Annotated in this window: 26 protein-coding genes; 9 read left to right on the top strand and 17 right to left on the bottom strand. The window is 67.3% G+C overall.

The genetic code is table 11. The features are described from left to right. Positions 1-4: 4 nt before the first annotated feature. A complete protein-coding gene (dapB, locus tag RV045_RS05315; protein ID WP_423234739.1) occupies positions 5-844 on the bottom strand; it encodes a 4-hydroxy-tetrahydrodipicolinate reductase in 840 nt (279 codons plus the stop codon). After that, entirely contained in the window at positions 841-1,407 is a 567-nt protein-coding gene (locus RV045_RS05320; RefSeq protein WP_423234740.1) for an outer membrane protein assembly factor BamE, read from the bottom strand. The genes dapB and RV045_RS05320 overlap by 4 nt, the downstream gene beginning before the upstream one ends. A gap of 124 nt (positions 1,408-1,531) precedes the next feature. Here RV045_RS05320 and fur point away from each other — a divergent pair, with 124 nt between their 5' ends. Then, positions 1,532-2,002, top strand: coding sequence for a ferric iron uptake transcriptional regulator (gene fur, locus RV045_RS05325; protein ID WP_423234741.1), 471 nt, complete (start codon positions 1,532-1,534; stop codon positions 2,000-2,002). Between the two features lie 11 nt (positions 2,003-2,013). Here fur and hprK read toward each other — a convergent pair whose 3' ends face one another. The 4 genes from hprK to RV045_RS05345 all read right to left on the bottom strand — a co-directional run bounded on the left by hprK (position 2,014) and on the right by RV045_RS05345 (position 5,112). Then, positions 2,014-2,979, bottom strand: coding sequence for an HPr(Ser) kinase/phosphatase (hprK, locus tag RV045_RS05330; protein WP_423234742.1), 966 nt, complete (start codon positions 2,977-2,979; stop codon positions 2,014-2,016). Between the two features lie 22 nt (positions 2,980-3,001). Further along, on the bottom strand, positions 3,002-3,472 hold the full coding sequence (locus tag RV045_RS05335) for a PTS sugar transporter subunit IIA (protein WP_423234743.1): 471 nt from the start codon (positions 3,470-3,472) through the stop codon (positions 3,002-3,004). Between the two features lie 307 nt (positions 3,473-3,779). Then, positions 3,780-4,127, bottom strand: a complete 348-nt coding sequence (gene hpf, locus RV045_RS05340; RefSeq protein ID WP_423234744.1) for a ribosome hibernation-promoting factor, HPF/YfiA family — start codon at positions 4,125-4,127, stop codon at positions 3,780-3,782. 178 nt (positions 4,128-4,305) lie between these two features. After that, the gene (locus RV045_RS05345; RefSeq protein ID WP_423234745.1) at positions 4,306-5,112 is read right to left on the bottom strand and encodes a 3-hydroxybutyrate dehydrogenase; all 807 of its coding nucleotides are present in this window, start codon (positions 5,110-5,112) and stop codon (positions 4,306-4,308) included. 215 nt (positions 5,113-5,327) lie between these two features. Here RV045_RS05345 and RV045_RS05350 point away from each other — a divergent pair, with 215 nt between their 5' ends. The 5 genes from RV045_RS05350 (at position 5,328) to RV045_RS05370 (ending at position 10,578) form a co-directional block, all read left to right on the top strand. Beyond that, on the top strand, positions 5,328-6,200 hold the full coding sequence (locus tag RV045_RS05350) for an energy transducer TonB (protein ID WP_423234746.1): 873 nt from the start codon (positions 5,328-5,330) through the stop codon (positions 6,198-6,200). 14 nt (positions 6,201-6,214) lie between these two features. Continuing rightward, the gene (locus RV045_RS05355; protein ID WP_423234747.1) at positions 6,215-6,991 is read left to right on the top strand and encodes a MotA/TolQ/ExbB proton channel family protein; all 777 of its coding nucleotides are present in this window, start codon (positions 6,215-6,217) and stop codon (positions 6,989-6,991) included. A 45-nt stretch (positions 6,992-7,036) separates the two neighbouring features. Further along, complete coding sequence (locus tag RV045_RS05360; protein ID WP_423234748.1) at positions 7,037-7,519, top strand: ExbD/TolR family protein; 483 nt, start codon at positions 7,037-7,039, stop codon at positions 7,517-7,519. A gap of 147 nt (positions 7,520-7,666) precedes the next feature. Continuing rightward, positions 7,667-9,862: a TonB-dependent receptor gene (locus tag RV045_RS05365; RefSeq protein WP_423234749.1), complete on the top strand. Its 2,196-nt coding sequence runs from the start codon at positions 7,667-7,669 to the stop codon at positions 9,860-9,862. 2 nt (positions 9,863-9,864) lie between these two features. Next, positions 9,865-10,578 carry a Fe2+-dependent dioxygenase gene (locus RV045_RS05370; RefSeq protein WP_423234750.1) on the top strand — a complete coding sequence of 238 codons (714 nt, stop codon included), beginning with the start codon at positions 9,865-9,867 and terminating at the stop codon, positions 10,576-10,578. Positions 10,579-10,602: 24 nt separating this feature from the next. Here the strand turns inward: RV045_RS05370 and RV045_RS05375 are convergent, their stop codons facing one another. The 8 genes from RV045_RS05375 to RV045_RS05410 form a co-directional block, all read right to left on the bottom strand. Further along, positions 10,603-11,835 (bottom strand): ROK family transcriptional regulator, encoded by a 1,233-nt coding sequence (locus RV045_RS05375; RefSeq protein WP_423234751.1) that lies wholly within the window; start codon positions 11,833-11,835, stop codon positions 10,603-10,605. A gap of 30 nt (positions 11,836-11,865) precedes the next feature. Further along, positions 11,866-12,318 carry an RbsD/FucU family protein gene (locus RV045_RS05380; RefSeq protein WP_423234752.1) on the bottom strand — a complete coding sequence of 151 codons (453 nt, stop codon included), beginning with the start codon at positions 12,316-12,318 and terminating at the stop codon, positions 11,866-11,868. A 15-nt stretch (positions 12,319-12,333) separates the two neighbouring features. Beyond that, positions 12,334-13,128, bottom strand: a complete 795-nt coding sequence (locus RV045_RS05385; RefSeq protein WP_423234753.1) for an ATP-binding cassette domain-containing protein — start codon at positions 13,126-13,128, stop codon at positions 12,334-12,336. Then, on the bottom strand, positions 13,128-14,078 hold the full coding sequence (locus tag RV045_RS05390) for an ABC transporter permease (protein WP_423234754.1): 951 nt from the start codon (positions 14,076-14,078) through the stop codon (positions 13,128-13,130). The genes RV045_RS05385 and RV045_RS05390 overlap by 1 nt, the downstream gene beginning before the upstream one ends. 80 nt (positions 14,079-14,158) lie before the next feature. Next, entirely contained in the window at positions 14,159-15,169 is a 1,011-nt protein-coding gene (locus tag RV045_RS05395; RefSeq protein WP_423234755.1) for a sugar ABC transporter substrate-binding protein, read from the bottom strand. Between the two features lie 232 nt (positions 15,170-15,401). Then, a complete protein-coding gene (locus RV045_RS05400; RefSeq protein ID WP_423234756.1) occupies positions 15,402-17,246 on the bottom strand; it encodes a sensor histidine kinase in 1,845 nt (614 codons plus the stop codon). Further along, entirely contained in the window at positions 17,243-17,509 is a 267-nt protein-coding gene (locus RV045_RS05405) for a PP0621 family protein (protein ID WP_423234757.1), read from the bottom strand. The genes RV045_RS05400 and RV045_RS05405 overlap by 4 nt, the downstream gene beginning before the upstream one ends. Positions 17,510-17,539: 30 nt before the next feature. Then, a complete protein-coding gene (locus RV045_RS05410) occupies positions 17,540-18,052 on the bottom strand; it encodes an Lrp/AsnC family transcriptional regulator (RefSeq protein WP_423234758.1) in 513 nt (170 codons plus the stop codon). A 160-nt stretch (positions 18,053-18,212) separates the two neighbouring features. Between RV045_RS05410 and glmS the strand changes: the two genes are divergently transcribed. Next, the gene (glmS, locus tag RV045_RS05415) at positions 18,213-20,051 is read left to right on the top strand and encodes a glutamine--fructose-6-phosphate transaminase (isomerizing) (RefSeq protein ID WP_423234796.1); all 1,839 of its coding nucleotides are present in this window, start codon (positions 18,213-18,215) and stop codon (positions 20,049-20,051) included. A gap of 34 nt (positions 20,052-20,085) precedes the next feature. On the opposite strand, the gene RV045_RS05420 is transcribed toward glmS, so the two are convergent. From RV045_RS05420 to truD, 3 genes are all read right to left on the bottom strand, one after another. Next, positions 20,086-21,273 carry an AAA family ATPase gene (locus RV045_RS05420; RefSeq protein WP_423234759.1) on the bottom strand — a complete coding sequence of 396 codons (1,188 nt, stop codon included), beginning with the start codon at positions 21,271-21,273 and terminating at the stop codon, positions 20,086-20,088. 89 nt (positions 21,274-21,362) lie between these two features. After that, the gene (locus tag RV045_RS05425) at positions 21,363-21,845 is read right to left on the bottom strand and encodes a GreA/GreB family elongation factor (protein WP_423234760.1); all 483 of its coding nucleotides are present in this window, start codon (positions 21,843-21,845) and stop codon (positions 21,363-21,365) included. A 66-nt stretch (positions 21,846-21,911) separates the two neighbouring features. Continuing rightward, positions 21,912-22,934, bottom strand: a complete 1,023-nt coding sequence (gene truD, locus RV045_RS05430) for a tRNA pseudouridine(13) synthase TruD (protein ID WP_423234761.1) — start codon at positions 22,932-22,934, stop codon at positions 21,912-21,914. Positions 22,935-23,233: 299 nt separating this feature from the next. Between truD and RV045_RS05435 the strand changes: the two genes are divergently transcribed. Beyond that, positions 23,234-24,856, top strand: coding sequence for a peptide chain release factor 3 (locus RV045_RS05435; protein ID WP_423234762.1), 1,623 nt, complete (start codon positions 23,234-23,236; stop codon positions 24,854-24,856). A gap of 1 nt (position 24,857) precedes the next feature. Then, positions 24,858-25,772, top strand: coding sequence for a 4-hydroxybenzoate octaprenyltransferase (ubiA, locus tag RV045_RS05440; protein WP_423234763.1), 915 nt, complete (start codon positions 24,858-24,860; stop codon positions 25,770-25,772). Positions 25,773-25,823: the final 51 nt, after the last annotated feature.

Consider the following 25,823-nt stretch of genomic DNA (forward strand, 5'->3'; position numbering starts at 1 on the left):
GCGCTTACAGCCCCAGCACGTCGAACATGTCAAACAGGCCGCTGTCGCGGTCCTGCAGGAAGCGGCAGGCGCGCAGGCTGCCCTGGGCGTAGGTGGCGCGGCTGCTGGATTTGTGGGTGATTTCGATGCGCTCGCCCGTTCCGGCGAAGAGCACGGTGTGGTCGCCGACGATGTCGCCGCCGCGCACCGTGGCAAAGCCGATGGTGCTGGGATCGCGCTCGCCGGTGATGCCTTCGCGGCCGTAGACGGCGCATTCCTCCAGATCCCGGCCCAGCGCGTCAGCCACGACCTGGCCCATGCGCAGCGCGGTGCCGCTGGGTGCATCGACCTTGTGGCGGTGGTGCGCCTCGATGATCTCGATGTCAAAGCCCGTGCTCAGCGCACGCGCAGCCTGGTCCAGCAGGCGCAGCACCACGTTGACGCCCACGCTCATGTTGGGCGCCATGACGATGGCGATCTGCTGCGCGGCGGCCTGGATGCGCGCCAGCTCGTCGGGCTCGAAGCCGGTGGTGCCGATGACCATTTTCACGCCCAGCGCGCGGCAGTGCGCCAGGTGCTGCAGTGTGCCTTCGGGACGGGTGAAATCGATCAGCACCTGCGCCTGGCCCAGGGCCTGAACGGGGTCGTCGGTGATGGCGATGCCGCAGGGCGTGCCCAGAAACTGCGTCGCGTCCTGCCCCAGACCGGGCGCGCCGGGCCGGTCCAGCGCCCCGGCCAGCACCATGCCGGGCGTCTGGTGGATGGCCTCGATCAGCATGCGGCCCATGCGGCCGCTGCTGCCGGCCACGGCGATGCGCAGCGGCGGGGTGTCCGTGGAGGATTCGTCGGGCGTCAGGTGATTCATGGCGTGTCAGGCAGTGGCGGGTAAACGCGGTCCGGGCCCAGCGGCTGCGGCGGCAGGCTGCTGTTCATGCCGTCCTGGGCCTGGCTGGCGGCTTTTTTCTGCGCGGCTTCCAGCTGCGCGGGTGTCATCTGCAGGGTCGGCATCTGGGAGGGCAGGGGATCGCGCGCAATCGATTCGATGAACTGCTGCTGCGTGGGCAGCGTCTGGGTCTCGAAACGGTCCAGGGTGTCGCCCGTGAAGAACAGGCTCAGGCGCGCCCGCACGGGTTGGCTGTCCTGGCTGTCCAGGCTGAAGAGGTAATCCCAGCGGTCGGCGCGGAAGGCGTGCTGCATCAGCGGCGTGCCCAGCAGCGTCAGGGCCTGCTCGCGGCTCATGCCTTTGGCCAGCTGGGCGACCTGTTCCTGGGTGACCACATTGCCCTGGACCACTTCGGGCCTGTAGGGGAAGTGGTAGCGTTTCGAGCCGTCGGTGGGCTTGAGCCAGGCGCAGGCGCCCAGCAGGGGAAGCGTCAGGGCGAGCAGCAGGGCGTTGCGCACAAGGGGATGAGATCGGAGCTGGGGCATAGCAGAAGGCCACAGGGGCCGTGGGCTGGAAAACCCCTGCATTCTAGTGCGCTGCTGCGTCAGACGATTCCTTTATGATGGGCAACCCTCTGATTTGCGCCGCCTCCGGCGACAACCGCTCCCCATGACCAACGCCGAGAAGCTCAAAAGCAATGGCCTCAAAGCCACGCTGCCCCGGATCAAGATCCTGGCGCTGTTCGAAAAATCCGAGCAGCGTCACCTGTCCGCCGACGACATCCACAAAGCCCTGATCGCCGAAGGCAACGATGTCGGCCAGGCCACCGTCTATCGCGTGCTGCTGCAGTTCGAGCAGGCTGGCCTTTTGCAGCGCAGCCATTTCGAGTCGGAAAAGTCGGTGTTCGAGCTCAACGAAGGCACGCACCACGACCATCTGGTCTGCATGGACTGCGGGCATGTCGAAGAGTTTTTTGACGCGGCCATCGAAGAGCGCCAGCACCTCGTGGCCCAGCGCCACGGCTTCAAACTGCAGGATCACGCCCTGTCGCTTTATGCCCAGTGCACGCGCAGCCCCTGCGAACACCGCGAGCGCCGCGCGGCCGGGGGCCTGATCCGGGGCGCTGACAGCGACGACTGATCCGCCGTCGCTCAGTTCTCGCTTTGCCCCTGCTGCATCGCCTCGTGGTGGCGGCGCAGGAAATCTTGGTAGGTGTCGATACCGCGCAGCTGCAGGATGTGGTTGCGCACGGCGGCCTCGACCAGCACCGCGAGGTTGCGCCCGGCGTCCACCGCCACCACCACCTTGCGCACCGGAATCGAAAGAATCTCCTGCACCAGTGGCTCGTGGGGAATGCGCTCGAATTCGCGCTCCAGCGTTTCGCGTCGCACCAGGTGCACGATGAGCTTGACGCGCATTTTGCGGCGCACGGCGGTCTCGCCAAAAATCGCCTTGATGTCCAGCAGACCGATGCCGCGCACTTCCAGCAGGTTCTGCAGCAGGTCGGGGCAGCGGGCCTCCAGGCTGGTCTGCGAGACGCGCTGCACCTCGACCACGTCGTCGGCGACCAGGCCGTGGCCGCGCGAAATCAGTTCCAGTCCCAGCTCGCTCTTGCCCAGGCCTGATTCGCCCGTCAGCAGCACGCCCACGCCCAGAATGTCCAGCATCACGCCGTGCACGCTGGTGCGTTTGGCAAAAATCTGACCCAGCCAGGAGCGCAGGATGTCGATCACGTGTCCGGCGTTGCTGGCCGTGGTGAAAAGCGGAATCTCGGCGCGGTCGCACATGGCGATCAGCGCGGGCGGGGGCAGGCGGTCGTCGGCGACGACGATGGCGGGCGGATCCAGCGTGACGATGCGCGCGATGCGCCGCGAGGCGTCGTCGGTGCTGGCGTCGGAGAGGTATTCCACCTCGCGCCAGCTCATCACCTGGACGCGGTAGGGGTGGATGTAGTTCAGGAAACCGACCAGGTCGGCGGCCGACTGCGCCTGCTGCAGCACGGCCGGATCAAAGCGCCGGTCGGGGCTGGCGTGCCCGGCCACCCACTGCCACTGCAGCGCGTCCTGGTGGACCTGGAAGAGCGCCTCGGCGCTGAAGTGCGGGGCGTCGTTGTCCATGGCGGCGGGGCGGGAGCGCCCTTCAGGCCGCGGTCGAGGCGGGCTGCCAGCGCGCGATCAGCTGGTGCAGCGCGGGCGCCGAGGCTTCGTTCTTCAGCTTGTCGCGCATGGCGCTGTCGGACAGGAGCTCGGCAATCTCGGAGAGGATTTCCAGATGCTTGTGCGACGCGGCCTCGGGCACCAGCAGGAAGATCAGGAAGTTGACGGGCGCGTCGTCGGGCGCGTCAAAGCCGATGGGCTGGCGCAGGTTCATCACCACAGCCAGTGGGTTTTTCAGGCCCTTGATGCGCCCGTGCGGAATGGCTACGCCGTGGCCCAGAGCGGTGGAGCCCAGACGTTCGCGCTCGAACAGGTTGTCGGTGACGATGTTGCGCGCGATGCCGTGCTGGTTCTCGAAAAAGACCCCGGCCAGATCGAACACGCGTTTTTTGCTGGTCACGTCCACCTGGGTCATGACGTTGCCCTGGGGCAGGATGGCGGCGAGTCGGTTCATGGAAAAGCTTTCACTGGGCTGGGCCTGTCGGTCTGGCGTCAGGATGGGGTGCTGCAGGCGGGCCGCGCGGGAGTGATGCGCCGCCCAAGGGCAAAATTTTAGTGCAATTTGACCCGATAAGCCGGAGTGGTTTCCCGCCGATACGGGCAGAGGGCGGCTGGAGGACGCCGTACTGCCGATGGCATCAATGAAAAACCCGCAGCACCTTTGCGGGGCGGCTGCGGGTTTTTCGGGAGCCCCGGGGGTTGTCCGGGGGAGTGGCGGACGTGTCCGCTCAAGGGGTGGGGGTGTCAGTGGGGGCCCTGCTTCATGCGGCATCGTCCATGGCATTGATCCGCTTGGCGGATTCGTGTTGATGTCCCTGCAGTTTGTCCTTGTGGCGGACCACCTGGCGGTCCAGCTTGTCCATCAGCTGGTCGATGGCGGCGTACATGTCTTCGTGCTGCTGTTCGACAAAAATGTCACGGCCCTTGACGCGTACCGTGATTTCGGCCTTCTGGCGGCGGTCTTTTTCCTTGTTTTTCTCGACGGTGAGGAGGACCTGAATATCGACCACCTGATCAAAGTGGCGCAGGACGCGCTCCAGCTTGGTGTGCACGAATTCGCGCAGGGCTGGCGTGACTTCGAGGTGGTGGCCGCTGATCGTTACATTCATGTGGAACTCCTGTCGTGGTTGCACTGCACGCCGTCCCGGTCTGACACACAAAAGTCATTCCGATGACGCCGTGTCAGGACCAGTGTGCGACAGAACGGGCCATCGTGCAAGCGGGTGAATCCGGTCGCCCGCGTGCACGATGTCACGCCGCAGACACATTGCGGCGGAGCTGGCCGGATCAGTGCATGAACCAGCCGTGGCTGACGGTGACCGACTGGCCGGTCAGCGCGTTGGTGCGCATGGCGGCCAGGAAAAGCGCCGTCTGGGCCACGTCGTCCAGGCTGGTGAACTCGCCGTCCACGGTGTCCTTGAGCATCACGGTCTTGATGACTTCTTCCTCGGTTATACCGAGGTTTTTGGCCTGTTCGGGGATCTGTTTGTCGACCAGCGGCGTGCGCACAAAGCCCGGGCAGATGACGTTGGAGCGGATGCCGAACTCGGCGCCTTCCTTGGCGACCACGCGCGCCAGGCCCAGCAGGCCGTGCTTGGCGGTGACGTAGGGCGCCTTGAGCACCGACGCCAGATGCGAGTGCACCGAGCCGGTGTAAATGATGGCGCCGCCGCGGCCCGAAGCCTTCATGGCGCGCATGGCCGCGCGCGTGGTCAGGAAGGCGCCGTCCAGGTGGATGCCCATCATTTTCTTCCACTGCGCCAGGCTCAGGTCCACGATGGGGCTGATGACCTGGATGCCGGCGTTGCTGACGGCGACATCGACGCTGCCGAAGGCTTCGACGGTTTTGGCGAAGCCTGCATCGACCTGCTCTTCGCTGGCGACATCCATGGCGACGGCGATGGCGTTGTGACCGGCGGCGCGCAGGGTTTCGGCCGCGGCTTCAGCCTTGTCCGCGTCCAGATCGGCGATGCAGACTTTGGCGCCTGCGCCCGCGAAGGCCTGGGCCATGGCCAGACCGATGCCGCTGGCGGCGCCGGTGATCAGGGCGGAACGGCCATCGAGGCTGAGGGTGTGCAGATTGTTGGCAGTCATGGGAATTCCTTGCGCATACAGCGTCTGTGTTGGGGAAAACCATTGTAGGACGCAGGCTAATATCCCCTTTGCCAGCATCAGCACGGCAGGCGCCCGCGTGCTTTTGCGGGAAGTTTTTGGGGGAGGTACAAAATTATTTGCACAACGCTAACAAATGAGAGCAGTTCGCATATACTCGCCGCACTTCATTGATGCGAACTGTTCTCAATAACGCCATGTCCCGAAGCACTGCCAACACGACCGGACCGACCGAGCCGCCCCAGGGCCTGACCCGGCTGGCGGTGGCCGTGGGCGTGGTGCTGGCGCATGCGGGCCTGGCGATGGCGATCTGGCAGATGCGCCCGGCGGCACAGCCGCCCGTTCAGCCCCCGCCGCTGATCGTGACGCTGGTGACGCCCGAGCCGCCCCCGCGCGACATCCCCAAAGAGGCCCTGAAAGAAGCGCCGAAAGAAGTCCCCAAAGAGCCGCCAAAACCCGAGCCCAAACTGCCGGTGACGTCGCCGCCCAAGGCCCCCCCGAAACCCGAGCCTCCGAAGCCTGCCAAGGCGCCGCCCAAAGCCCCGCCCAAAGCCTCGCCTCCAACGCCACCGCCCCCCAAAGCGGCCCCGGCGCCCAAAACCGTGGCCGTGGAGACCGATACCCCGCAGGCGCAGCCCACTCAGGCGGCGCGCGAGCCTGTGCGCCAGGCGCCTGCTGCGGCGCCGTCTCCCGCCCCGGCACCTGCTCCGGCACCCAGCCCGGCGCCCGCGCCTGAACCCGCTCCAGCAGCGCCGCCTGCACCGCCTGCGCCTCCGCCTGGCCCGCCGCTGGTGGTCAGCATCGAAGGTGTGCGCTACATCAGCCGCAACGTGGTCTATCCGCCCGTCTCGCAGGAGCTGGGCGAGGAGGGCACCGTCATCGTGCGTGTGACCGTGGACGCCACGGGCCGCGCGCAGAAAGTCGGCATTGAGCGCAGCTCGGGCTTTGACCGCCTGGACCGCGCCGCCCTGCGCGCCATCCGCGAAGCGCGCTTTCGCCCTTACACCGAAAACGGTCGCCCGAGTGCGTTCACCACGCTGGCGCCCATCGAATTTGTCCTCAACGACTGAACCGAGACTTCACCATGAATCCTGACACCTCCGCCGTTCCGGGCAGCCTGGCGCACTTTCTGGGGCAGACCGATCTGGTCGGCCAGCTGCTGTTTGCCACGCTGGTGCTGATGTCCATGCTGTCCTGGATCTGGATCGTGCTCAAGGGCGTGCACATGCGCCGCCTGCGCTCGCGCAGCCGCCATTTCCTGCAGGCCTTCTGGAAGGCGCCGTCGCTGGATCAGGCCCGCAGCCACATCGAAAGCCCGGACACGCGCCGCGACAACCCCTTTGCCGAACTGGCCGCACAGGCGCTGCAGGCGCGCGATCACCACACCGCCCTGGCGCCCGACAGCGTGCTGCCCGAAGCGGGGGAACTGGCCGAATCGGGGGGATCGGGCGGGAGCCTCTTTGCCAGCGGCAGCCTGCAGGATTTCGTCACGCGCAGCCTGCGCCGCGTGCTCGACGAGGAAAGCACCCGCCTGGAACGTGGCCTGACCACGCTGGCCACCATCGCGTCCACGGCGCCGTTTGTCGGCCTCTTTGGCACGGTCTGGGGGATTTACCACGCGCTGGTCGCCATCGGCATGTCGGGATCGGCCTCGCTGGACCAGATCGCCGGGCCGGTTGGCGAGGCGCTGATCATGACGGCGGTGGGCCTGTTTGTCGCCATCCCGGCGGTGGTGGCCTACAACGGCTACACGCGCAGCAACCGCGTGCTGGCGGCGCGTCTGGACGCCTTCGCCTTCGATCTGCTGACTTTGGTGAGCACCGGCAAGACGCTGGCCGCCAGTCCGCACTCTCCCCGCTGATCCACTGACCCAGGTACCGTCCCCATCCCAACCCGGAGCGCCATCATGGCTTTTGGCAGTCTCGATTCCTCGAACCGCAACGCACCCGTCACCGAGATCAACATGGTCCCGCTGATCGACGTGCTGCTGGTGCTGCTGGTGATTTTCATGGTGACGGCGCCGCTGCTGACGCATGCCGTCAAGCTCGATCTGCCCAAAGCCAGCAGCGCCCCGGCGGCGCCCAAACCCGACACGCTGCACATCAGCCTGGACGCGGCCGGGCAGCGCTACTGGAACCGCCAGCCGGTGAGCGAGGCCGAAATGACGCAGCGCCTGCGCCAGACGGCCGCGCAGGGCGAGCCGCTGCCGCAGATTCTGCTGTACGCCGACGCCACGGTCGATTACGGCGATATCGTCAAAACCCTCAGCGACATCACCGGCGCGGGCCTGAGCCAGATCGGCTTTGTCAGCCAGCCCGACGCCCTGCCGCCTGACGCGGCGTCCGCTGCAGCGCCCGTCCAGGCCAGCACGCCGCCCGTCACCCGCTAAACCCCCGCTTTCCGCCTGAACCGGCGTGCCCTGCGCGCCCGGTTGGGGCCGCGCTTGGCCTTTTCATTCCTGCTGATTTTTCCGGAGCCTGCCATGTCACATCGTTCTTCTTCCCCCCTGTCCCGCGTCCGTTCAGGATTGCTTCCTTTGGGCGCTCTGGCGGCCGGTCTGGGCTTTGCTGCCCAGGCGCAGGCGCAGACTGTCCCGGCCGCGCCCAGCGCCGAGACCCGCCCGTCCACCGAGCTGCCCGCCGTCACCGTGACGGGCGCACGCCGCTCCACCGACAGCACCTCGCTGAACGCGACGCAGACCACCCTGGGCAAAGGCCGCCAGGCGCTGAAAGACATCCCGCAGTCGGTCACCGTGATGACTGAGAAGCTGATCAGCGACCGCAACCTGGACGATTTCCGCGACGTGCTGCGCACCACCGCAGGCGTCACCTTTCTGGCCGGCGAAACCGGCGAGGAAGACGTGCGCATCCGCGGTTTCTCGCTGGGGCAGGCGGGCGACATCTATGTGGACGGCATCCGCGACGGCGCCCTGTACGACCGCGACACCTTCAACCAGTCGCGCGTCGAGGTGCTGAAAGGGTCGGCGTCCATGCTGTTCGGCAAGGGCTCGACGGGCGGCGTGGTCAACCAGGTCAGCAAGCAGCCCGGCCTTGTGAACCGCAGTGAGCTGAAGTACACCCTGGGCACCGGCAACCAGCACCGCGTGACGGGCGACTGGAACGCGCGCACCGGCTCCGATTCGGCGCTGCGCGTCAATGCGCTGATCGATAACGCCGACAACGACGGCGCCGAAGTCAGCAAGCTGGGCTTTGCGCCCACGTTCCGCTGGGGCATCGGCGCGCGAGACGAGTTCTCGGTGGGCGCCACGCTGCTGCAGACGCACAGCAGGCCGCAGTACAACCTGCCCTGGTTCATCGTGGACAACGTCATCCAGACCGCCTTCAGCGGCAACCGCTATTACGGCCTGGCTGGCGATCACAACGACAGCTCGGCCTACACCCTGAACCTGGGCCACATCCACCGCTTTGACGCGGGCGGCGAGCTGAACACCCGCCTGCGCTACGGCCACTACAGGCGCGATCTGCTGGCCAGCGTGATCCGCTTTGGCCCGGCCGCCAGCCAGCCCGGCGGCGTTGCGGCCAGCCCGGACACCCTCGGCCCGGATACGGTGCTGACGCGCTCGCCCAAAGGCCGGGTCAGCGCCAGCAAAACGCTGCAGCTGCAGAGCGATTTCAGCCAGACCTTCCAGCTGCTGGGCCGGGAGCACAGCCTGCTCGCCGGGCTGGATTACTACCGCGAGGACGCGCGGCGCAACAACAACTACACCCGGGGTGCCACGGCCAGCCCGGCGACCACGGTGGGCACGCCCAACGACGGCGCGGTCGTGCCCGACACCCGCGTCCCGCTGGTTTACAACACCTTTGGCGCGAGCAACCTGGGCCTGTATGTGCAGGATCTGCTCACCGTGGCGCCGCAGTTCAAGCTGCTGGCCGGGGCGCGCGTGGATCATTTCAAGGCCAACTACGTCAACGTGCTGGGCGATGGCGCCAGCGGCGAGCGCAGCGATACCCTGTTCAGCCCGCGTCTGGGCGCCATTTACCAGCCGACCGAATCGTCGTCCTACTACCTGTCTTACGGCACGTCCTACAACACCTCGGGCGATGCCTACCAGTGGTCGCCCAGCTTCAGCGCCACCAGTGCCGCGCAGGCGGCGGTCGGCCCCGAAAAGAGCCGCAACATCGAGCTGGGCGCCAAGTGGGAGCTGTGGAACCAGCAGGCGCTGCTGGGCCTGGCCCTGTTCCGCAGCGAGAAGTACAACGAGCGCAACCAGGACCCGGACAGCGCCACCACGCAGTTTCTGCTGTCCGGCAAGCGCCACGCCAAGGGGCTGGAGCTGAACTTTGCCGGACGCATCACCCCGAAGTGGGAGGCCTTCTTCAACCACACCTGGATCCCGCAGGCGAAAATCGATGCCAGCTCACAGGCGCTGGCCGCCAGTGGCGGCGGCGCGCAGGTGCAGGGCGACCGCCCGGGCCTGACCCCGAAGCACAGCGGCAGCGTCTGGAGCACCTACCAGATCACGCCCGCGCTGCGTCTGGGCGGCGGTATCAATTACCGCAGCAGCCAGAATCCGGAGGGACAGCGCCTGATCCGCTCCAAGGCCTACGCCACAGTGGACGCTATGGCCGAGTACACCCTGGCCAAGGACACCACAGTGCGCCTGAACGCCAGCAACCTGTTCAACAAGGTGTACGCCGAATCGCTCTACCGTGGCTTTTACACCCAGGGCCCGGCGCGCTCGGTACAGCTGAGCCTGAGCACGGCGTTCTGACCATGCTGATCGCCCTGCCTGACCTGCTTTCCCCCGAGGCGCTGGCCCAGGCGCGGCGGCTGCTGGCCGCCACGCCGGACGCGGACTGGGTGAACGGCCGCAACACCGCTGGCCACCTGGCCGCGCACGCCAAAAACAACCAGCAGCTGCCGCAGGCGCACGCCACCTCGAAGGCGGTGGTGCAGCTGGTGCTGTCGGCCATCGACGCCAGCAGCGCCTTCCTGAGTGCCGCGCTGCCGCACCGCATCCTGCACCCGCAGCTCAACCGCTACGGCGGCAGCGGCAACGCGCTGGGCGCGTATGGCGATCATGTCGATGGCGCCATCCGTTACCAGAACACGCCGCACGGCGCGCGCGACACCCTGCGCACCGATGTGTCGTGCACCGTTTTCCTGTCGGACCCCGAGGATTACGACGGCGGCGAACTCGTCATCGCCGACACCTACGGCGAGCAGCGCGTGCGCCTGCCCGCCGGTCATGCTGTGGTCTACCCCGGCACCAGCGTGCACCGCGTCACGCCGGTGACGCGTGGGCAGCGGGTGGCGGCGTTTTTCTGGATCCAGAGCCTGGTGCGCGACGACGGCCAGCGCCGCCTGCTCTACGACATGGACCAGCACCTGATGGCCGTCCGCGCCGAGCTGGGCGAACACCACAGCGCCACCATAGGCCTGGCGGGCACGTATCACAACCTGCTGCGGCGCTGGGCGGAGACCTGAGGCCGGGAAGAGGGTTTACCGCCTTCAGGCGCTGATGTCGTACTGCCAGCCCAGCGTGGGCTCCAGGGGCACCAGCGCGGCACCCAGCACACCGGCGCTGCGCCCGAGCTGGCCGCAGATCAGGCGCGGGGGCAGCAGCCCTTCCCAGCTGTAGCGCGTCAGCGCGGTCTGGGTGCGCTCCAGCAGCATCTGCAGCAGGGCGGGGTCGCAGCTGCCGTCCAGCACCACCGCGTCGTGGTCCAGCAGTGCGCTGGACTGCAGCACGGCGAAAGCCAGGCCGCAGGCGGTGTCGTCCAGCCAGCGTTCGCTGGCGTCGCGCCAGGGCGGCTGCAGGGCGCGGCCGTCGTAAGCGGCGCTGGGCTCCAGACCGGCGCGCTGGAAGGCCTGCTCCAGGCGCAGCAGAGAGGCTGAACTGAGCAGCTGCGGTGGCGGCGCATCGCCCCGGGCCTCATGGGCCTGGTGGGCCTCACGCAGGGGCAGGGAAGCAATCGCCCCCGCATTGCCGTGCAGGCCGCTGTGCAGGCGGCCGTTCTGCACCACGGCGCCGCCGACAAAGGTGTCCATGAAGACGTAGAGGAAGTGCGCCAGGCGCTGGCCTGCGCCCTGCATCAGCTCGGCCAGGCAGGCGGCGGCGGTGTCCTTGATGACGGTCACCGGCCAGCCCGACAGGCGCTGCACGCGCTCGCGCACGTCCAGGCTGTCCCAGGCGCTCAGGCGCTCGGGCGGCAGTTCAAGCTGCTGCTGCCAGCCCGACATCGAAAACGGCATGGCCAGACCCGCACCGCGCACGCGCCCGACGGCGTCGGCCAGGTGGTCGCGCACCGCCTGCAGGTGGCTGTCCAGCGCCTGGAAAATCGCCTCGGGCTCGGGAAAGTCATAGCGCGTGCTGCGCTGCAGCACCGCCCGCCCGGTGAAATCGACCAGAGAGACATCCAGCTGGCGCCGCCCCAGGCGGATGCCCACGGCGTAAGCGCCCTCAGGATGGATGGCGATGGGCACGCTGGGCTGGCCGACGCGGCCGCGCAGCGCGGCCTGCTTGAGCACCAGCCCGTCGTCCAGCATGCGCTGGATGATGACGCCCACCGTCTGCGTGGTCAGCCCGGTGATGCGCGCCAGATCGGCCTTGGCCTGCGCGCCGTGCAGACGGATCGCCTGCAGCACCACGCCCTCGTTGAACTGGCGCAGATCGCTGTGGTTGGAGCCTTGAGCGTGGCGCGGGGCGTGGCGGGGGAAGTTCTTCAGCACGGCAGTGAGCAATCGGGAATCGGGGTAAAAAGCCGCCCGAGTTTATGCCAGCGCGTCAGCGATCACGCCCTTTTTCAGGATGAAGTTGGCGTAGGGCTGCATCTCGCCGGTGTGGATGACGGCGAAGGCGCTGCGGCAGCGCTCGTAAAACGCGAAGCGCTCCAGCGCCTGGCAGCCCGCAGCGGTGGTTTCGCCGCTGGCGGCCAGCGCCTGGATCACGTCGCGCTGCACCTGCGAGGTGTCGCCCGGCGGCAGCTGGCAGACCTGCATGAAGGTCACCGGCTGATCCACCGCGCGGTCCAGCGGGAACAGCGGCATCACCGCCTGGACCACCTGCAGCACCCCGGCGCCGGGCAGGCGCACGACGGGCTTGCCCTGCGCCAGGCTGCGCGCGGTGAAATTGGCGTCGGCGATGATGATCTCGTCGCCATGGCCCATGTCGCACAGCAGCGCCAGCAGGTCGGGAATGAGCAGGGGGGAAATGCCCTTGAGCATGGTCGGTCCTTGGGTTCAGGCCAGACAGTCGGCCGGGATCTGGTCGGCTGACATGGCCCCGGTCATCACGGCGACGGTGTCGCTCATGCTGATTTTTTTGGGGTTGAGGACAGCGGCGCGCTTGCCCAGACGGGCGACGTGGATGCGGTCGGCGATCTCGAACACATGCGGCATGTTGTGCGAGATCAGGATCACCGGCAGGCCGCGGTCGCGCACCCGGCGGATCAGCTCCAGCACCATATTGCCTTCCTTGACGCCCAGGGCGGCGGTGGGCTCATCCAGGATGACCACATGCTGCGCAAAGGCCGCCGCGCGCGCCACGGCCACGCACTGGCGCTGGCCGCCCGAGAGCGTCTCCACCGCCTGCGTCATGCTGCGGATGCCGACTTTCAGATCGGCCATGCGCTCGATGGCGACCTGCAGCATCTTCTTCTTGTCCAGCATGCGCAGGGTGTTGCCCAGAAAGCCCTCGCGGCGCATTTCGCGGCCCAGGAAGAGGTTCTCGGCGATGGTCATGGCGGGCGCCACGGCCAGGTCCTGGTAACAGCATTCGATGCCCGCGCGGCGCGCCTCGATGGGCGTGCGGAACTGCACCGGTTTGCCGTCGAGCAGAATCTCGCCCTCGTCCGGAATGGTTGCGCCGGACAGCGCCTTGATCAGGCTGGATTTGCCCGCGCCGTTGTCGCCGATGACGGCCATGATTTCCCCGGCGCGCAGTTCAAAGTCGGCGCCATCGAGGGCGGTGACCTGGCCGTAGCGTTTGACCAGGCCCTTGGCCTGCATGACGAGTTTGGTGTTGGAGGTGCTCATCAGCGTGCTCCCTTGCGTGAGAGTTGATCCACCGTGACCGCGACAATCACCAGGATGCCAGTGATCAGCACCTGATAGACCGAGGACACGCCCATCAGCGTGAGGCCGTTGCGCAGGACGCCCACCACGATGGTGCCGGCCAGTGTGCCCAGCACCAGGCCGCGTCCGCCAAAGAGGCTGGTGCCGCCCAGCACCACGGCGGTGATGGCGTCCAGGTTTTCGGTTTGTCCGGCGTTGGGGTCACCCACGCCGGTGCGGGCCACGGCCAGCAGCGAGGCGATGCCGTAAAACACCCCGGCTGTGGCGTAAACGCCGATCAGCACGCGGTCGGTCGGGATGCCGATCAGGCGGGTGGCTTCGGGGTTGTTGCCCACGGCGTAAACGTGGCGGCCCGAGGCGGTGTCGCGCAGCCAGAACCAGGTGACCAGATACAGCAGCACCATCAGCACCGTGCCGTAGGCGATGCGCGTGCCGCCCAGCGAGAAAGTACTGCCCAGCCAGGTCATGGCATCGGGCACCGTGGTGACCGTCTGCGCGCCCGAATACAGCTGGGTGATGGCGAAGGCGATGTTGAAAGTGCCCAGCGTGACGATGAAGGGTGGCAGCTTGATGCGGGTGACCAGCAGGCCGTTGATCAGGCCAAAGAGGGTGGTCACGCCAATGCCCAGCAGGATGGCGATGGGCGCGGGCAGGCCGAAATCCTGCGCGATCTTGGTCATGACAATCGAGCCCAGCGCCATCACCATGCCGCAGGACAGGTCAATGCCCGCGGTGAGGATGATCAGCGTCTGGCCGATGCCGATGATGCCCACGACCATCACCTGCTGCAGGATGAGCGAGAAGTTGGCGGAGCTGAAGAAATTGTCGGTGGTCAGCCCGAACACCGCGCAGGCGATGATCAGGGCGATGAAGGGCCCGAGCTGGCTGATGGGCGGCAGCTTGTCTTTCATGGGAGGCTTTCAGCAAAGAGAACGGGGCAGCAGCGGGCGTCAGGCCCACCGCCGCCCCGAAAGGCAGGGCGGGAGACGGATTACTTGTTGCCCCAGCACTTGTCCAGACCGACCTTGGTGTCGGCGCTGGTCACACCGGCGACCGGTTTGGCAGCGATCAGCGTCACGCCGGTGTCGGTGTAGCCCGACTTGACCTTCTTGCCCGTCTTGGCAAACTCGACGCCAGCGGCCACACCCATGGCGGCCATCTGCAGCGGGTACTGCTGGCTGGTCGCGGCGATCTTGCCGGCCGCCACGTCCTTGACGCCGTCACAGCCGCCGTCCACCGACACGATCACCACGTCTTTTTCTTTACCGGCGGCCTTCAGGGCGTTGTAGGCGCCCGCGGCTGCGGGTTCGTTGATGGTATAGACCAGGTTGATGCCGGGGTTTTTCTGCAGGCAGTTTTCCATGCCGGTCTGGCCCTTGGCGCGGTCGCCGTAGCTGTCGGCCATGCAGACCACTTCAGCGGGCTTGGCCAGCTCGTTGCTGGTCGCGGGCAGCGATTTCAGGCCGTAGCCCTGCAGGAAACCGTTGTGGCGCTGGGCGCCCACCGGGTGGCCGGGGAAGAGATCCAGCGTGGCGATGACGGGCTTCTTGCCGCCCAGCGCCGCCTTGGCGTACTGGCCGATCAGCTCGCCGGCCTTGTAGTTGTTGGTGGCGAACAGGGCGTCCACGGCGGAGGCCGGGTCGGTCGGGCTGTCCAGGGCGATCACCTGCACGCCAGCGGCCTGCGCCTTCTTGATGGCCGGGATGATGGCTTTGGAGTCGGCCGGGGTGATCAGGATGGTCTTGGCGCCAGCGGCGACAAAGTTCTCGATCAGGGCGACCTGGCTGGCGTTATCGCCGTCGATCTTGCCCGCGCCGGACAGCAGCTTGGCGCCTAGCTTTTTGGCTTCGGCCTCGGCGCCTTCCTTCATCTTGACGAAGAAGGGGTTGGTGTCGGTTTTGGTGATCAGGCCAATGACGGGCTCGGCGGCGTGCGCGCCAAAAGAAAACAGGGCGCCCAGAGCGGCCAGGGCGACGGTGCGGGAGAGGGGGGTGAAGGCCATGGAATGTCTCGCTTGAAGAATGAAGTGAACGAAGGGTCGATGCAGGGAAAACGCCGGGAAATCAGGGAAGCCTGCCGCGCAGTGCCTGTGCTGCAGGACTGAAGTCAGTGTAATAAGTAAACAAAGATGATTTAATGGTGGAAACCCTGGGGCACTTTGGATGATTCGTTCACCAGTGAATCTGCACGCCGGCGCTTGGGTGGCTTGGCGTCCGGGCGCCGGGGCGCTCTGGTCAGGCTGCGCGCAGCGTGACGCGAAAGACGTTCAGCGGCTGGCCGGAGAGCGCGTCTTCGCCCAGCAGATAGCCTAGCTGCGCGCCGTGGCGGTCGCACAGCTCGCGGCACAGGTAGAGCCCAAGGCCGGTGCCCCGGCTGCGCGTCGAGTAAAAGGGTTCGAAGAGGTGGTTGTGCACGGCGGGCGGAATGGGGCTGCCGTCGCTGGCCACGTCCAGCCACCAGCCGCTTCCGCCGCCAGGCAGCGCGGGCGCGGCCCGTACGCTGATCTGGATGGAGCCGATCTGGCGGCGGCAGTGGCGCCAGGCGTTGTCCAGCAGGTTGACGCAGACGCGGTGGAAATCCTGGGCGTCAAACCAGAAGCTCGCGCCCGCTGGGCCGGGCGAGAGCTGCAGCACCAGATCGGGCGCCAGCGGCGGGGTGCTGGCCGCGGTGGTGGGGCAGTCGGCGGCGTCGGCCTGGCGTTCGCCGGGCGCCCAGTGGCGCAGCACTTCGGCGATCTGCTCGTCCAGCATCAGGGGCCGCGACTGGATCTGCTGCGGGTCTGCGGCGGTGTCCATCACGTCGTCGACGATGCGGCGCAGGCGCGACACGTTGGCGGCGATCATGTCCGACAGCCGCTGCAGCACCGGGTCGGTCAGATCCTCGTGCAGCAGCTGGTTGGCCTGCGCGATGGCCGCCAGCGGGTTGCGGAACTCGTGCGCGATGCCCGCCGAAAAACGGCCCATGGTGGCCAGACGCTCCTGGCGGTGGCGGCCCTGTTCGGTGCGCTGGTCCTCCATGAAGACGACGCAGACCGGCTGCTGGTGGCCACCCCGGTCGTGGGTGGCGATGCGGATGCGCAGCACCAGCGCGCGCTGCAGCCCGGAGGCAAAGTGCAGGGTCACCGTCTGGCGCCGCGACTGGATCAGCGCCTGCACGCTGTCGGTTGCGGCTGGCTGCGCAAAAGCCTGGCGCACGCTGGCGTGCAGCTCGGTCCAGGCGCTCTGTCCGGCCAGATCAAACGGCACCACGGGCAGCAGGCCCTGGTGGCCCAGCAGAGCGCGCGCGGCCGGGTTGGCGCTGTGTACCGATCCGGTGTTGTCCACGACCAGCACGCCCTCGTCCATGTCGCCGATGACCATGGCGTTGAGCAGCGCCTGCTGGCGCACCAGTTCGCGCTGCTCCTGCACCTGCGCGCGCTCGTGCAGGGTGCGCTGGGACACGCCCTGGGCCAGAAAGCCCAGCAGATACATGCCGGCCACGACCACCGCGCCCCGGCCCAGCTGCACCAGCGACTGCGGGAACGGATCCAGCGCCAGCGCAAACGGCGCCAGCAGGATGACCGCCGCCAGCGTGCTGGTGACCAGCGCGGTGCTGCGCGACATCAGCAGTCCGGCCATCAGCACCGGCAGCACAAACAGCGCGGCGTGGTTCAGCCCGCCAGCCGGTTCGCCCCAGTACAGCCAGCTGAAAAAGACGAGATCGCTGCCCACGGCCAGCAGCCAGGGGCGGTGCCACGCGGGCAGGGGCGGGGCCGGACCATCGCTGAGGCGACGGCGGCGCTGGCGCTGCTCCAGCTGCACAACCAGGCCCAGCCAGAGCAGGGCCTGCAGCGCATACAGCGTGGCGGGCACGAGGCTCTGGACCGGATTTTTGCCGACATCGGCCGACGAGGTGGACAGCAGCAGCTGCACGGCCAGCAGCGCCAGCGCCACAAACACCCGCACGCGCACGTAGCGCAGGTAGACCGGCCACTGCGGTGCCAGCGGGTCGGGCGCGGCGCCGCACAGATCGCGCAGCGCCAGTCCGGCGGCGGCCAGCCTCAGGGTGGCGGATGGCCGGACGGGAGGCAGGGGACTCACGCCGTGTGGGCAGGGCCGGCGTCAGCGTGCTCGCGGCAGCAGTAGGCCTGGTTTCCGATCATCAGCGCTTCGGGCCGCGCCAGATGGACGCCGCACTGCGCGCACACGACGGTATCGACTACCGGCGCGGGCGCGCTTCCGCCAGCAGCCTGCGCCTGCTGGGCTTTGAGGGCCTCGATCTGCTGCTGCAGCTTGCGCCGGATCCAGCGGCGGGCCAGATGCCAGCCGGCAAACAGGATGACCAGCCAGATGATGAGTTTCATGCGCGCGTCCTGACAGGCAAAAGCCCGATTCTAGGGGAGGCGCGGCGCCGCATCCACCGGCTGGGCGATGTCGAACTTGCTGCGCCGGATGCTGAAGTACGCCCGCACGTTGCGCACCTGGCGCTGGCCGCTGAGCAGGCTCTGGCTCAGGCGCTGGTAATGCGCCATGTCGGCCACCCAGGCGATCAGCACGAAATCGATGCCGCCGCCCGTGCGCCAGGCCTGCTGTACCTCGGGCAGCGCCTGCACGGCGGCCTCGAAGGCCAGCGCGGACTCGTCGGTCTGCGGGTCCAGAGTGATCTCCAGCACCACATGCAGGCCCTGCGCCACCTGCTGCGGCGCCAGCAGCGCCACCACGCGCTGGATGACGCCGCCCTCCATCAGACGGCGCACGCGGCGCAGCGCCGTCGCGGGCGAGACGTGCGCCAGCCGCGCCAGCGCCGCGTTGCTGCGCGAGGCGTCTTCCTGCAGCAGTCGAAGCAGCCGCCGGTCGGTGTCGTCCAGCTCCAGCGGGATTGAAGCGGCTGTGGATGAATCATTCATGAATGACTAAATTTTGGTTGATTGTTGCAAGATGGCATATTACTGCAATATTATTTCATTTACAGATGATTAATGAAAGATCGGGATCACGTCTGGTGAGCATGACAGCCGTGGCGCGGCTAGCATGTCGGCATCTTTCATCCTGTTCAAGGACCTGCTTATGTGTGGCATCGTGGGCGCCGTCAGTTCGCGCAACATCGTTCCGGTTCTGGTCGAGGGCCTCAAGCGCCTGGAGTACCGGGGTTATGACTCCTGCGGCGTGGCCGTGCACCAGGACGGCGCGCTGCGCCGGGCGCGCAGCACGTCGCGCGTGGCCGAGCTGGACACCCATGTGGCGCAGGACGGCATCGCCGCCGGGACGGGCATTGCGCACACGCGCTGGGCCACGCACGGCGAACCGGCGGTGCGTAACGCGCACCCGCACTTCTCGCGCGACCGCATCGCGCTGGTGCACAACGGCATCATCGAAAACCACGACGAGCTGCGCGCCGAGCTGCGCGCGCTGGGCTATGTTTTTGACAGCCAGACCGACACCGAAGTCATCGCCCACCTGGTCCACCACCTGTATCAGGGCGACCTGCTGGCGGCGGTTCAGCAGGCGGTGACGCGGCTGCAGGGCGCTTACGCCATCGCCGTGTTCAGTCAGGACGAGCCGCACCGCATCATCGGTGCCCGCGAGGGCTCGCCGCTGGTGCTGGGCCGCGGTCAGGACGGCGCCGCCGAGAACTTCCTGGCGTCCGACGCCATGGCGCTGGCCGGGGTCACCGACCAGATCGTCTATCTGGAAGAGGGCGACGTGGTCGACATGCAGCCCGGCCGGGTCTGGATCACGCGCCGCGACGCGGGCGGCCATTACGTGGACGTGCAGCGCGAGACACGCACCGTGCACGCGCACAGCGGCGCCGCCGAGCTGGGCCCCTACCGCCACTACATGCAAAAAGAGATTTTCGAGCAGCCCCAGGCCATCGCCGACACGCTGGACGCGGTCAGCCACATCACGCCCGAGCTGTTCGGCGAGAAAGCGCCGCAGGCGTTGTCCGAAATCAACCGCGTGCTCATCCTGGCCTGTGGCACCAGCTACTACGCGGGCCTGACCGCCAAATACTGGCTGGAAGGCGTGGCGCGCATTCCCACCGAGGTCGAAGTCGCCAGCGAATACCGCTACCGCACCAGCGTCCCCGACCCGAAAACCCTGGTCGTGACCATCACCCAGAGCGGCGAAACCGCCGACACGCTGGCCGCGCTCAAGCACGCGCGCAGTCTGGGCATGTCGCACACGCTGACCATCTGCAACGTCGCCACCAGCGCCATGGTGCGCGAGTGCGCCATGGCCTACATCACCCGCGCGGGGGTGGAGATTGGCGTGGCCTCGACCAAGGCCTTCACCACGCAGCTGATCGGCCTCTTCCTGCTGACGCTGACGCTGGCCAAACTGCGCGGCCACCTGAGCGCCGAAGAAGAAGCCCGCCACCTGAAAGATCTGCGCCACCTGCCCGTGGCAGTGCAGTCCGTGCTGGCGCTGGAGCCGCAGATCATCGCCTGGAGCGAGGAGTTCGTGCCGCGCCACAACGCGCTCTTCCTGGGCCGGGGCCGCCACTACCCGATCGCGCTGGAGGGCGCGCTGAAGCTCAAGGAAATCAGCTACATCCACGCTGAAGCCTACCCGGCCGGCGAGCTGAAACACGGCCCGCTGGCGCTGGTGACGCGCGAAATGCCGGTGATCACCGTCGCGCCCAACGACGAGCTGCTGGAAAAGCTCAAGAGCAACATCCAGGAAGTGCGCGCACGCGGCGGCGAGCTGTTCGTTTTCGCCGACGGCGACAGCCGCATGGAGAGCGAACCCGGCGTGCGCGTGCTGCGCATGCCCGAGCACTACGGCCTGACCAGCCCCATCCTGCACGTCATCCCGCTGCAGCTGCTGGCGTACCACACGGCGTGCGCCAGGGGGACTGATGTGGATAAGCCGAGGAATCTGGCGAAGAGTGTGACGGTGGAGTGAGGGTGCGGGGCAGGAGAGCCAGCCACTGGCGCATTCATTCCTCGCCCATCGCCAGGTTGCCCTGCGCTGAACCCGGTGGCCAAGCGCCCGCCTCCCTGCGGACCTCAAACCAGCGGTGCATGGCTGCGTCCTCACCGGCATATTCCCCACGCGCCGATTTCCACACCAAGGCAGGTGTGCGCTGGCGCAGCGACTCCAGGGATTTCTGCGCCTGCTGCACGCTGATCGGGCTTCCCAGCTTGTCACGGTAGAAGCGCAGCGCTTCGGCATCGTATGGGCGAAAGCGCGACCCCTGATCCAGCATGCGCCACAGCACCACCTGCTCGATGGGTTTGAGACCCAGGAAGTCGGATTCCATCTGCGCTTCGTCCTGAGACTGCTGGTCCTGCGCCGCCTGCTGCAGCGCGGGTTCGAAGCGGCCTTTGTGGCCCGACAGCGGGCTGAGCACGGCCCCCATCGCGGCCATGAAGAACTGCGGCCGGTGGCCGAAGGCGGTAAACGCCTCCTGCAAGGCGGCCCGGTCCACCGGGACCAGGTCGGGCCGCTGGGCCTCCACCAGGGTGGCTACATGGGCGATGAAATCCGTGTCCAGCGGGGGAAGTGTCTGAATCTGCGAACCGTAAAACGGTGCCCCCGCGCTGACCACCAGGCGCAGCAGCTTGTCACGATCGGACCCCGACATCACCAGCATCAGGTTCACCCGGCCAGGCTGGTTCATCTGGTCACGCGCCGACTTCAGCGCGGTCATCGCCACCTCGCCCGCCTCGCTGGTCAGGGCATGCTGGGCCTCGTCAATGATCAGCGCCACCGGACGGCCTGCCGCCAGGTGCAGGCTGCGCAGTGCGTCCACCAGGGTGAGGCCATCCACTTGACCGATCTGGCTGATGTCGATGTCCAGGGCGCCTGCCACCTTCACACTTTTGACGCCGGCCTTTCGTGCGGTGCGGGCGACCAGGCCAAGGTGCCCCTGCAGGGCTTGGGCAATGGCCTCGGCAATCAGGGCGCCGGGGTCGCGGCGGGTGTCGGCCCACAGGTCCACATATACGACTTCCACGTCGGCCTTCTGCAAGGCGGGCGCCAGGTCACCCTGCAAAAAGGTGCTCTTGCCGGTTCGGCGCGGCGCCGCCAGGAACAGTCCGTTGTGTGCGTCGCCCAGCAGCGTTTTGCCCTGCAGGGCCTGGACCAGCTGCTGCGCCAATGCGGTACGGTGGTAAGCGATCATGCAATTATCTTTTTTTATCCTGGAAAAGATATTTTATCTTTTTCAGGATAAAAGTGGATAGTTCGACAAAGCCCTTTCGTCCCGCCCACTCACGCCACCCCAACCACCTCATACCCCATCTGCCCTGACCCCACCTGCACCAGCACCTCATCCCCCTCGCATTTGCCCAGCAAGGCCCGGCCCAGCGGCGCCTCGCTGCTGATGACCTGAACGGGCTGGCCGCCGCAGAGCAGTTTCATGCTGCCCCCGGCGGGGCCGAGGAAGACGTGCTGCAGCGCGCCGTCGGCATCGGCCAGGCACACCAGCGCGCCAAGCTGTATGCCCTGGCGGGCGTCGTAGGGGCGCGGGTGAAACTGGCGCCAGTGGGTGATGGCCTGGCGGATGGCCGTGACGCGGCGGGCTTGGCCGGTGGCCAGGTAGGCAGCTTCCAGACCCAGGGTGTCGTACTTGTTTTCGGCGATGTTCTCTTCGTGCGTCGCCGTTTCATGGGCCGCCAGCGCGGCCTGTTCGGTTTGCAGCAGGTCTTGGGCGAGACTCTCCAGCACCTGCTGGCGTAACAGCGATTTATCCATGGGGGAAGCGGGAGTGGCCTCTCGAACAGGCTGCAGTCGGCTCTTGCGGATGAAGGGCTGCGCCCCTTACTCCGCAGCCCCGGGCTCGGTGAGTCGCTCGGGCTCTGTGGTGCGCAGGATTTCGCCCAGCACAGACGTGGCGTAGGTGCCAGCGGGCAGGGTGAAGCTGATCACCAGCTGGTCGGCTTGAGGCCATTCCCAGCTCATGTCGGCCGGGCTTGCCACCAGGGCGCGGCGCTCCTGGTCCAGTCCGGCGTATTCCAGGCCGTTGCACAAAATGGCGTGGCGCTCGGCCACGCTGTTCTCCAGGGCCTGCGCATCGCCCGAGGTGCTCACCCGGCCCCGGCCCCAAAGCGGCCCGGTGGGCTGGCCGGTGTCGGTCATCACATCGCCCGGCAAACTTTTGCCCCACAGCCCTTGCGCAATGCGCAGCGCCAGCACCTCATTGAAGACAAAAGAGCGCACCGCCGACAGGTAAATGCCCTTCTTCTTCGGATTGCGCACGCGAATCTCGCGCGCCAGCATGGCGCGGCCCAGCTCGACATTGCCGCCGTCAAAGCCAAAGCGCTGGGCGCCGAAGTAGTTGGGCACGCCCTGCGTCGCCACGGCCTGCAGGTTGGCCTCCAGCGCCTGCCGCTCGCCGCTGACTTCACGCAGCACGATGCGAAAGCGGTTGCCCTGCAGATCGCCCGGTCGCAGCTTCTTCACGTGGCGGCTCTGGCTCAGCACCCTGAATTCCGGGTGCGCAAGCGGCGTCAGGTCGGGCGTCTCGCCGGTTTTGCCGCTGGGCAGGTAGATGCTGAACCACTGCCGGGTGATGGCGTGGCGGTCCTTCAGACCGGCATAGCCCACATCCCACTCGTTCACCCCGGCGGCCAGGGCCAGTTGCTGGGCGACGTAGACGGTGTTGGCGCCGCTCTTTTCCACCTCCACCCAGATGTGCTCGCCCGCCCCCGAGGGCAACTGCAGCGGCAGCTCGGTGACGACGAAGTCCTCGTGATGGACTTTCAGCATGGCGCTGGCGCCGCTGGCCGGGTAGGCGCTGGGCCAGTGGGGCAGGGTGGTGTGGGTGGGGGGAGATTCGGTCATGGGAGTGTTGGCGGCGATTGAAGGGGCGAGTTTTGCACAAGCGGCTGACGTCTCTGCCAACGTTTGGCGCACGGCGGGCGCGGGAGATTCTGGTCGCCAAGCGCTACGGCGGGGTCGTTTGAGCCTGGAGGGCTGGCGCATCGGCTACTGCCCGCTGCCCGCGCCCACCCCGATGACGCGGGTGTCACGCTGACGCTGGAGCGCCATCCCCTTGAATTCGACGCCCCTCTGCGGCCCTGACATCTGCGAAAATGCTGTCTTTTCCGACCGACCGCCTTTGCCCGGCGCCGTCACACCCCATGTCCGACCTTGCTTCCTCGGTGCGCCAGCGGCGCACTTTTGCCATCATCTCCCACCCTGACGCGGGCAAGACCACGCTGACAGAAAAGCTGCTGCTGTTTTCGGGCGCGATCCAGATCGCCGGGGCGGTCAAGGGGCGCAAGGCCAGCCGCCACGCGACCAGCGACTGGATGGAGATCGAAAAGCAGCGCGGCATCTCGGTCGCCAGTTCGGTGATGCAGATGGAATACGGCGGCTGCGTCATCAACCTGCTCGACACGCCGGGCCACCAGGATTTCTCCGAGGACACCTACCGCGTGCTGACTGCGGTGGACGCCGCGCTGATGGTGATCGACGCGGCCAACGGCGTCGAGCCGCAGACGCGCCGCCTGCTGCAGGTCTGCCGCGCGCGCAACACGCCCATCCTGACCTTCGTCAACAAAATGGACCGCGAGGTGCAGGATCCGCTGACGCTGATGGATGAAATCGAGCGCGAGCTGGGCATGACGGTCGTTCCCTTCACCTGGCCGGTGGGCATGGGCAAGAGCTTCGCTGGCGTGATCGACCTGCGCGCGAAGCACCTGCGCGTTTTCGAGCCGGGCGAGGATCGCGTTCAGGGCGGCGACGAGCGCCTGCCGCTGTCGGACACGGCGGCGCTCACCCAGCGCTTTGGCATGGCTTATGACCAGGCGGCCGGCGAGATCGAACTTCTGGGCGAAGCGGCCACGCCGTTTGACGCGGCCGACTTTCTGGCCGGGCGCCAGACGCCGATGTTCTTTGGATCGGCGGTGAACAACTTCGGCGTGCAGGAGATTCTGGACGCGCTGACCGAGCTCGCGCCCGCGCCCGCGCCGCGTGCCGCGCTGCAGCGCGAGGTGGCGCCCGACGAGCCCAAATTCACCGGCGTGGTCTTCAAGATCCAGGCCAATATGGACCCGGCGCACCGCGACCGCATCGCCTTCGTGCGCGTGATGAGCGGCCACTTCGAGCGCGGCATGCGCCTCAAAGTCGTGCGCTCGGGCAAGGAGCTGCGGCCCAACACCGTGGTCAGCTTCCTGAGCCAGCGCCGCGAGCTGCTGGACGAGGCCTTTGGCGGCGACATCATCGGCATTCCCAACCACGGCGTGCTGCAGCTGGGCGATACGCTGACCGAGGGTGAATCGCTCCAGTTCACCGGCCTGCCGTTTTTTGCGCCGGAGATGTTCCGCAGCGTGGAAGTGGCCGATCCGCTGCGCACCAAGCAGCTCAAGGCCGGCCTGCAGCAGCTGGGCGAGGAGGGCGCCATCCAGGTCTTTCGCCCCGAATTGGGCTCGGTGCTGCTGCTGGGCGCGGTGGGCCAGTTGCAGTTCGAGGTCGTCGCGCACCGCCTGGAGCACGAATACGGCGTCAAGGCGCGCATCACCGGCAGCCGCTACCAGGTGGCGCGCTGGGTGACCTGCGACGCGGCCGATGGCGGCGAGACCGAACTCAAGCGCTTCATCAACGCCAACAGCCACCGACTCGCCTGGGACGCCGTCAACGCACCCACGCTGCTGCTGGAGTACGCCGCCGAGCTGCGCGCCATCGAAGAGAACTGGCCCAAAATCCGCTTCCACGCCATGCGCGAACACGCGGGGCTGGTGTTTCAGCGGGCGGGGGATTGAGATGAGCTGGCCCCAGCGACTGAGTCTGGTTCGCCATCTGCCCGCCGCCTGGCAACCCCGCGCGCGCCTGTATCTGGATCTGATCCGCTGGGATCGCCCGGCCGGCTGGCTGCTGCTGCTGTGGCCGACCCTGATGGCGCTGTGGCTGGCGGCGGGGGGCTGGCCGGGGCTGCACCTGCTGGGGGTGTTTGTGCTGGGCACGGTGCTGATGCGCAGCGCGGGCTGCTGCATCAACGATGTGGCCGACCGCGAGTTCGACCGCCACGTCAAGCGCACCGCGCAGCGGCCGGTGACCAGCGGGCGCGTGAGCGTCGCCGAGGCACTGATTGTCGGCGCGGTGCTGGCGCTGATCGCGTTCGCGCTGGTGCTGACCACGAACGCGCCCACCGTTCAGCTCAGTTTTGTGGCTGTGGCGGTGACGGTGCTTTACCCCTTTTGCAAGCGCTGGGTGTCCATGCCGCAGGGCGTGCTGGGCATCGCCTTCAGCATGGGGATTCCGATGGCCTTCGCGGCGGTGCAGGGCCAGGTGCCGGGCCTGGCCTGGGCGCTGATGGCGGTCAACCTCTTTTGGGTGCTGGCCTACGACACCGAATACGCCATGGTGGACCGCGACGACGACCTGCGCCTGGGCATCCGCAGCTCGGCGATGACGCTGGGGCGCTACGATGTCAGCGGGATTCTGGCTTTTTACACGCTGCACCTGCTGGGCTGGGTGATCGTGGCGTGGCAGAGTGTCAGACTGATGGGCGGGCACACGCTGGCCCTTCAGGCGGCGCTGCTCGCCGCTGCAGCGCAGGTGCTGTGGCATGGCTGGCTGATCCGCACGCGCGAGCGCGGGCCCTGCTTCACGGCCTTCCGCGCCAACCACTGGCTGGGGGCCACGCTGTTTGCGGGCGTGGTGCTGGCTTTGCTGTAAGCCGGCCGCCGACTTCTTCATCCGATTCAAAAACAGTTTCAAAAAGATTCA

It is taken from the genome of Amphibiibacter pelophylacis, from assembly GCF_037688875.1.
Classification (GTDB): domain Bacteria; phylum Pseudomonadota; class Gammaproteobacteria; order Burkholderiales; family Burkholderiaceae_C; genus Amphibiibacter; species Amphibiibacter pelophylacis.

Coding starts and splice junctions, on each gene's coding strand:
- dapB (WP_423234739.1), bottom strand. CDS start 844: ATGAATCACCTGACGCCCGACGAATCCTCCACGGACACCCCGCCGCTG.
- RV045_RS05320 (WP_423234740.1), bottom strand. CDS start 1,407: ATGCCCCAGCTCCGATCTCATCCCCTTGTGCGCAACGCCCTGCTGCTC.
- fur (WP_423234741.1), top strand. CDS start 1,532: ATGACCAACGCCGAGAAGCTCAAAAGCAATGGCCTCAAAGCCACGCTG.
- hprK (WP_423234742.1), bottom strand. CDS start 2,979: ATGGACAACGACGCCCCGCACTTCAGCGCCGAGGCGCTCTTCCAGGTC.
- RV045_RS05335 (WP_423234743.1), bottom strand. CDS start 3,472: ATGAACCGACTCGCCGCCATCCTGCCCCAGGGCAACGTCATGACCCAG.
- hpf (WP_423234744.1), bottom strand. CDS start 4,127: ATGAATGTAACGATCAGCGGCCACCACCTCGAAGTCACGCCAGCCCTG.
- RV045_RS05345 (WP_423234745.1), bottom strand. CDS start 5,112: ATGACTGCCAACAATCTGCACACCCTCAGCCTCGATGGCCGTTCCGCC.
- RV045_RS05350 (WP_423234746.1), top strand. CDS start 5,328: ATGTCCCGAAGCACTGCCAACACGACCGGACCGACCGAGCCGCCCCAG.
- RV045_RS05355 (WP_423234747.1), top strand. CDS start 6,215: ATGAATCCTGACACCTCCGCCGTTCCGGGCAGCCTGGCGCACTTTCTG.
- RV045_RS05360 (WP_423234748.1), top strand. CDS start 7,037: ATGGCTTTTGGCAGTCTCGATTCCTCGAACCGCAACGCACCCGTCACC.
- RV045_RS05370 (WP_423234750.1), top strand. CDS start 9,865: ATGCTGATCGCCCTGCCTGACCTGCTTTCCCCCGAGGCGCTGGCCCAG.
- RV045_RS05380 (WP_423234752.1), bottom strand. CDS start 12,318: ATGCTCAAGGGCATTTCCCCCCTGCTCATTCCCGACCTGCTGGCGCTG.
- RV045_RS05385 (WP_423234753.1), bottom strand. CDS start 13,128: ATGAGCACCTCCAACACCAAACTCGTCATGCAGGCCAAGGGCCTGGTC.
- RV045_RS05390 (WP_423234754.1), bottom strand. CDS start 14,078: ATGAAAGACAAGCTGCCGCCCATCAGCCAGCTCGGGCCCTTCATCGCC.
- RV045_RS05395 (WP_423234755.1), bottom strand. CDS start 15,169: ATGGCCTTCACCCCCCTCTCCCGCACCGTCGCCCTGGCCGCTCTGGGC.
- RV045_RS05405 (WP_423234757.1), bottom strand. CDS start 17,509: ATGAAACTCATCATCTGGCTGGTCATCCTGTTTGCCGGCTGGCATCTG.
- RV045_RS05410 (WP_423234758.1), bottom strand. CDS start 18,052: ATGAATGATTCATCCACAGCCGCTTCAATCCCGCTGGAGCTGGACGAC.
- glmS (WP_423234796.1), top strand. CDS start 18,213: ATGTGTGGCATCGTGGGCGCCGTCAGTTCGCGCAACATCGTTCCGGTT.
- RV045_RS05420 (WP_423234759.1), bottom strand. CDS start 21,273: ATGATCGCTTACCACCGTACCGCATTGGCGCAGCAGCTGGTCCAGGCC.
- RV045_RS05425 (WP_423234760.1), bottom strand. CDS start 21,845: ATGGATAAATCGCTGTTACGCCAGCAGGTGCTGGAGAGTCTCGCCCAA.
- truD (WP_423234761.1), bottom strand. CDS start 22,934: ATGACCGAATCTCCCCCCACCCACACCACCCTGCCCCACTGGCCCAGC.
- RV045_RS05435 (WP_423234762.1), top strand. CDS start 23,234: ATGTCCGACCTTGCTTCCTCGGTGCGCCAGCGGCGCACTTTTGCCATC.
- ubiA (WP_423234763.1), top strand. CDS start 24,858: ATGAGCTGGCCCCAGCGACTGAGTCTGGTTCGCCATCTGCCCGCCGCC.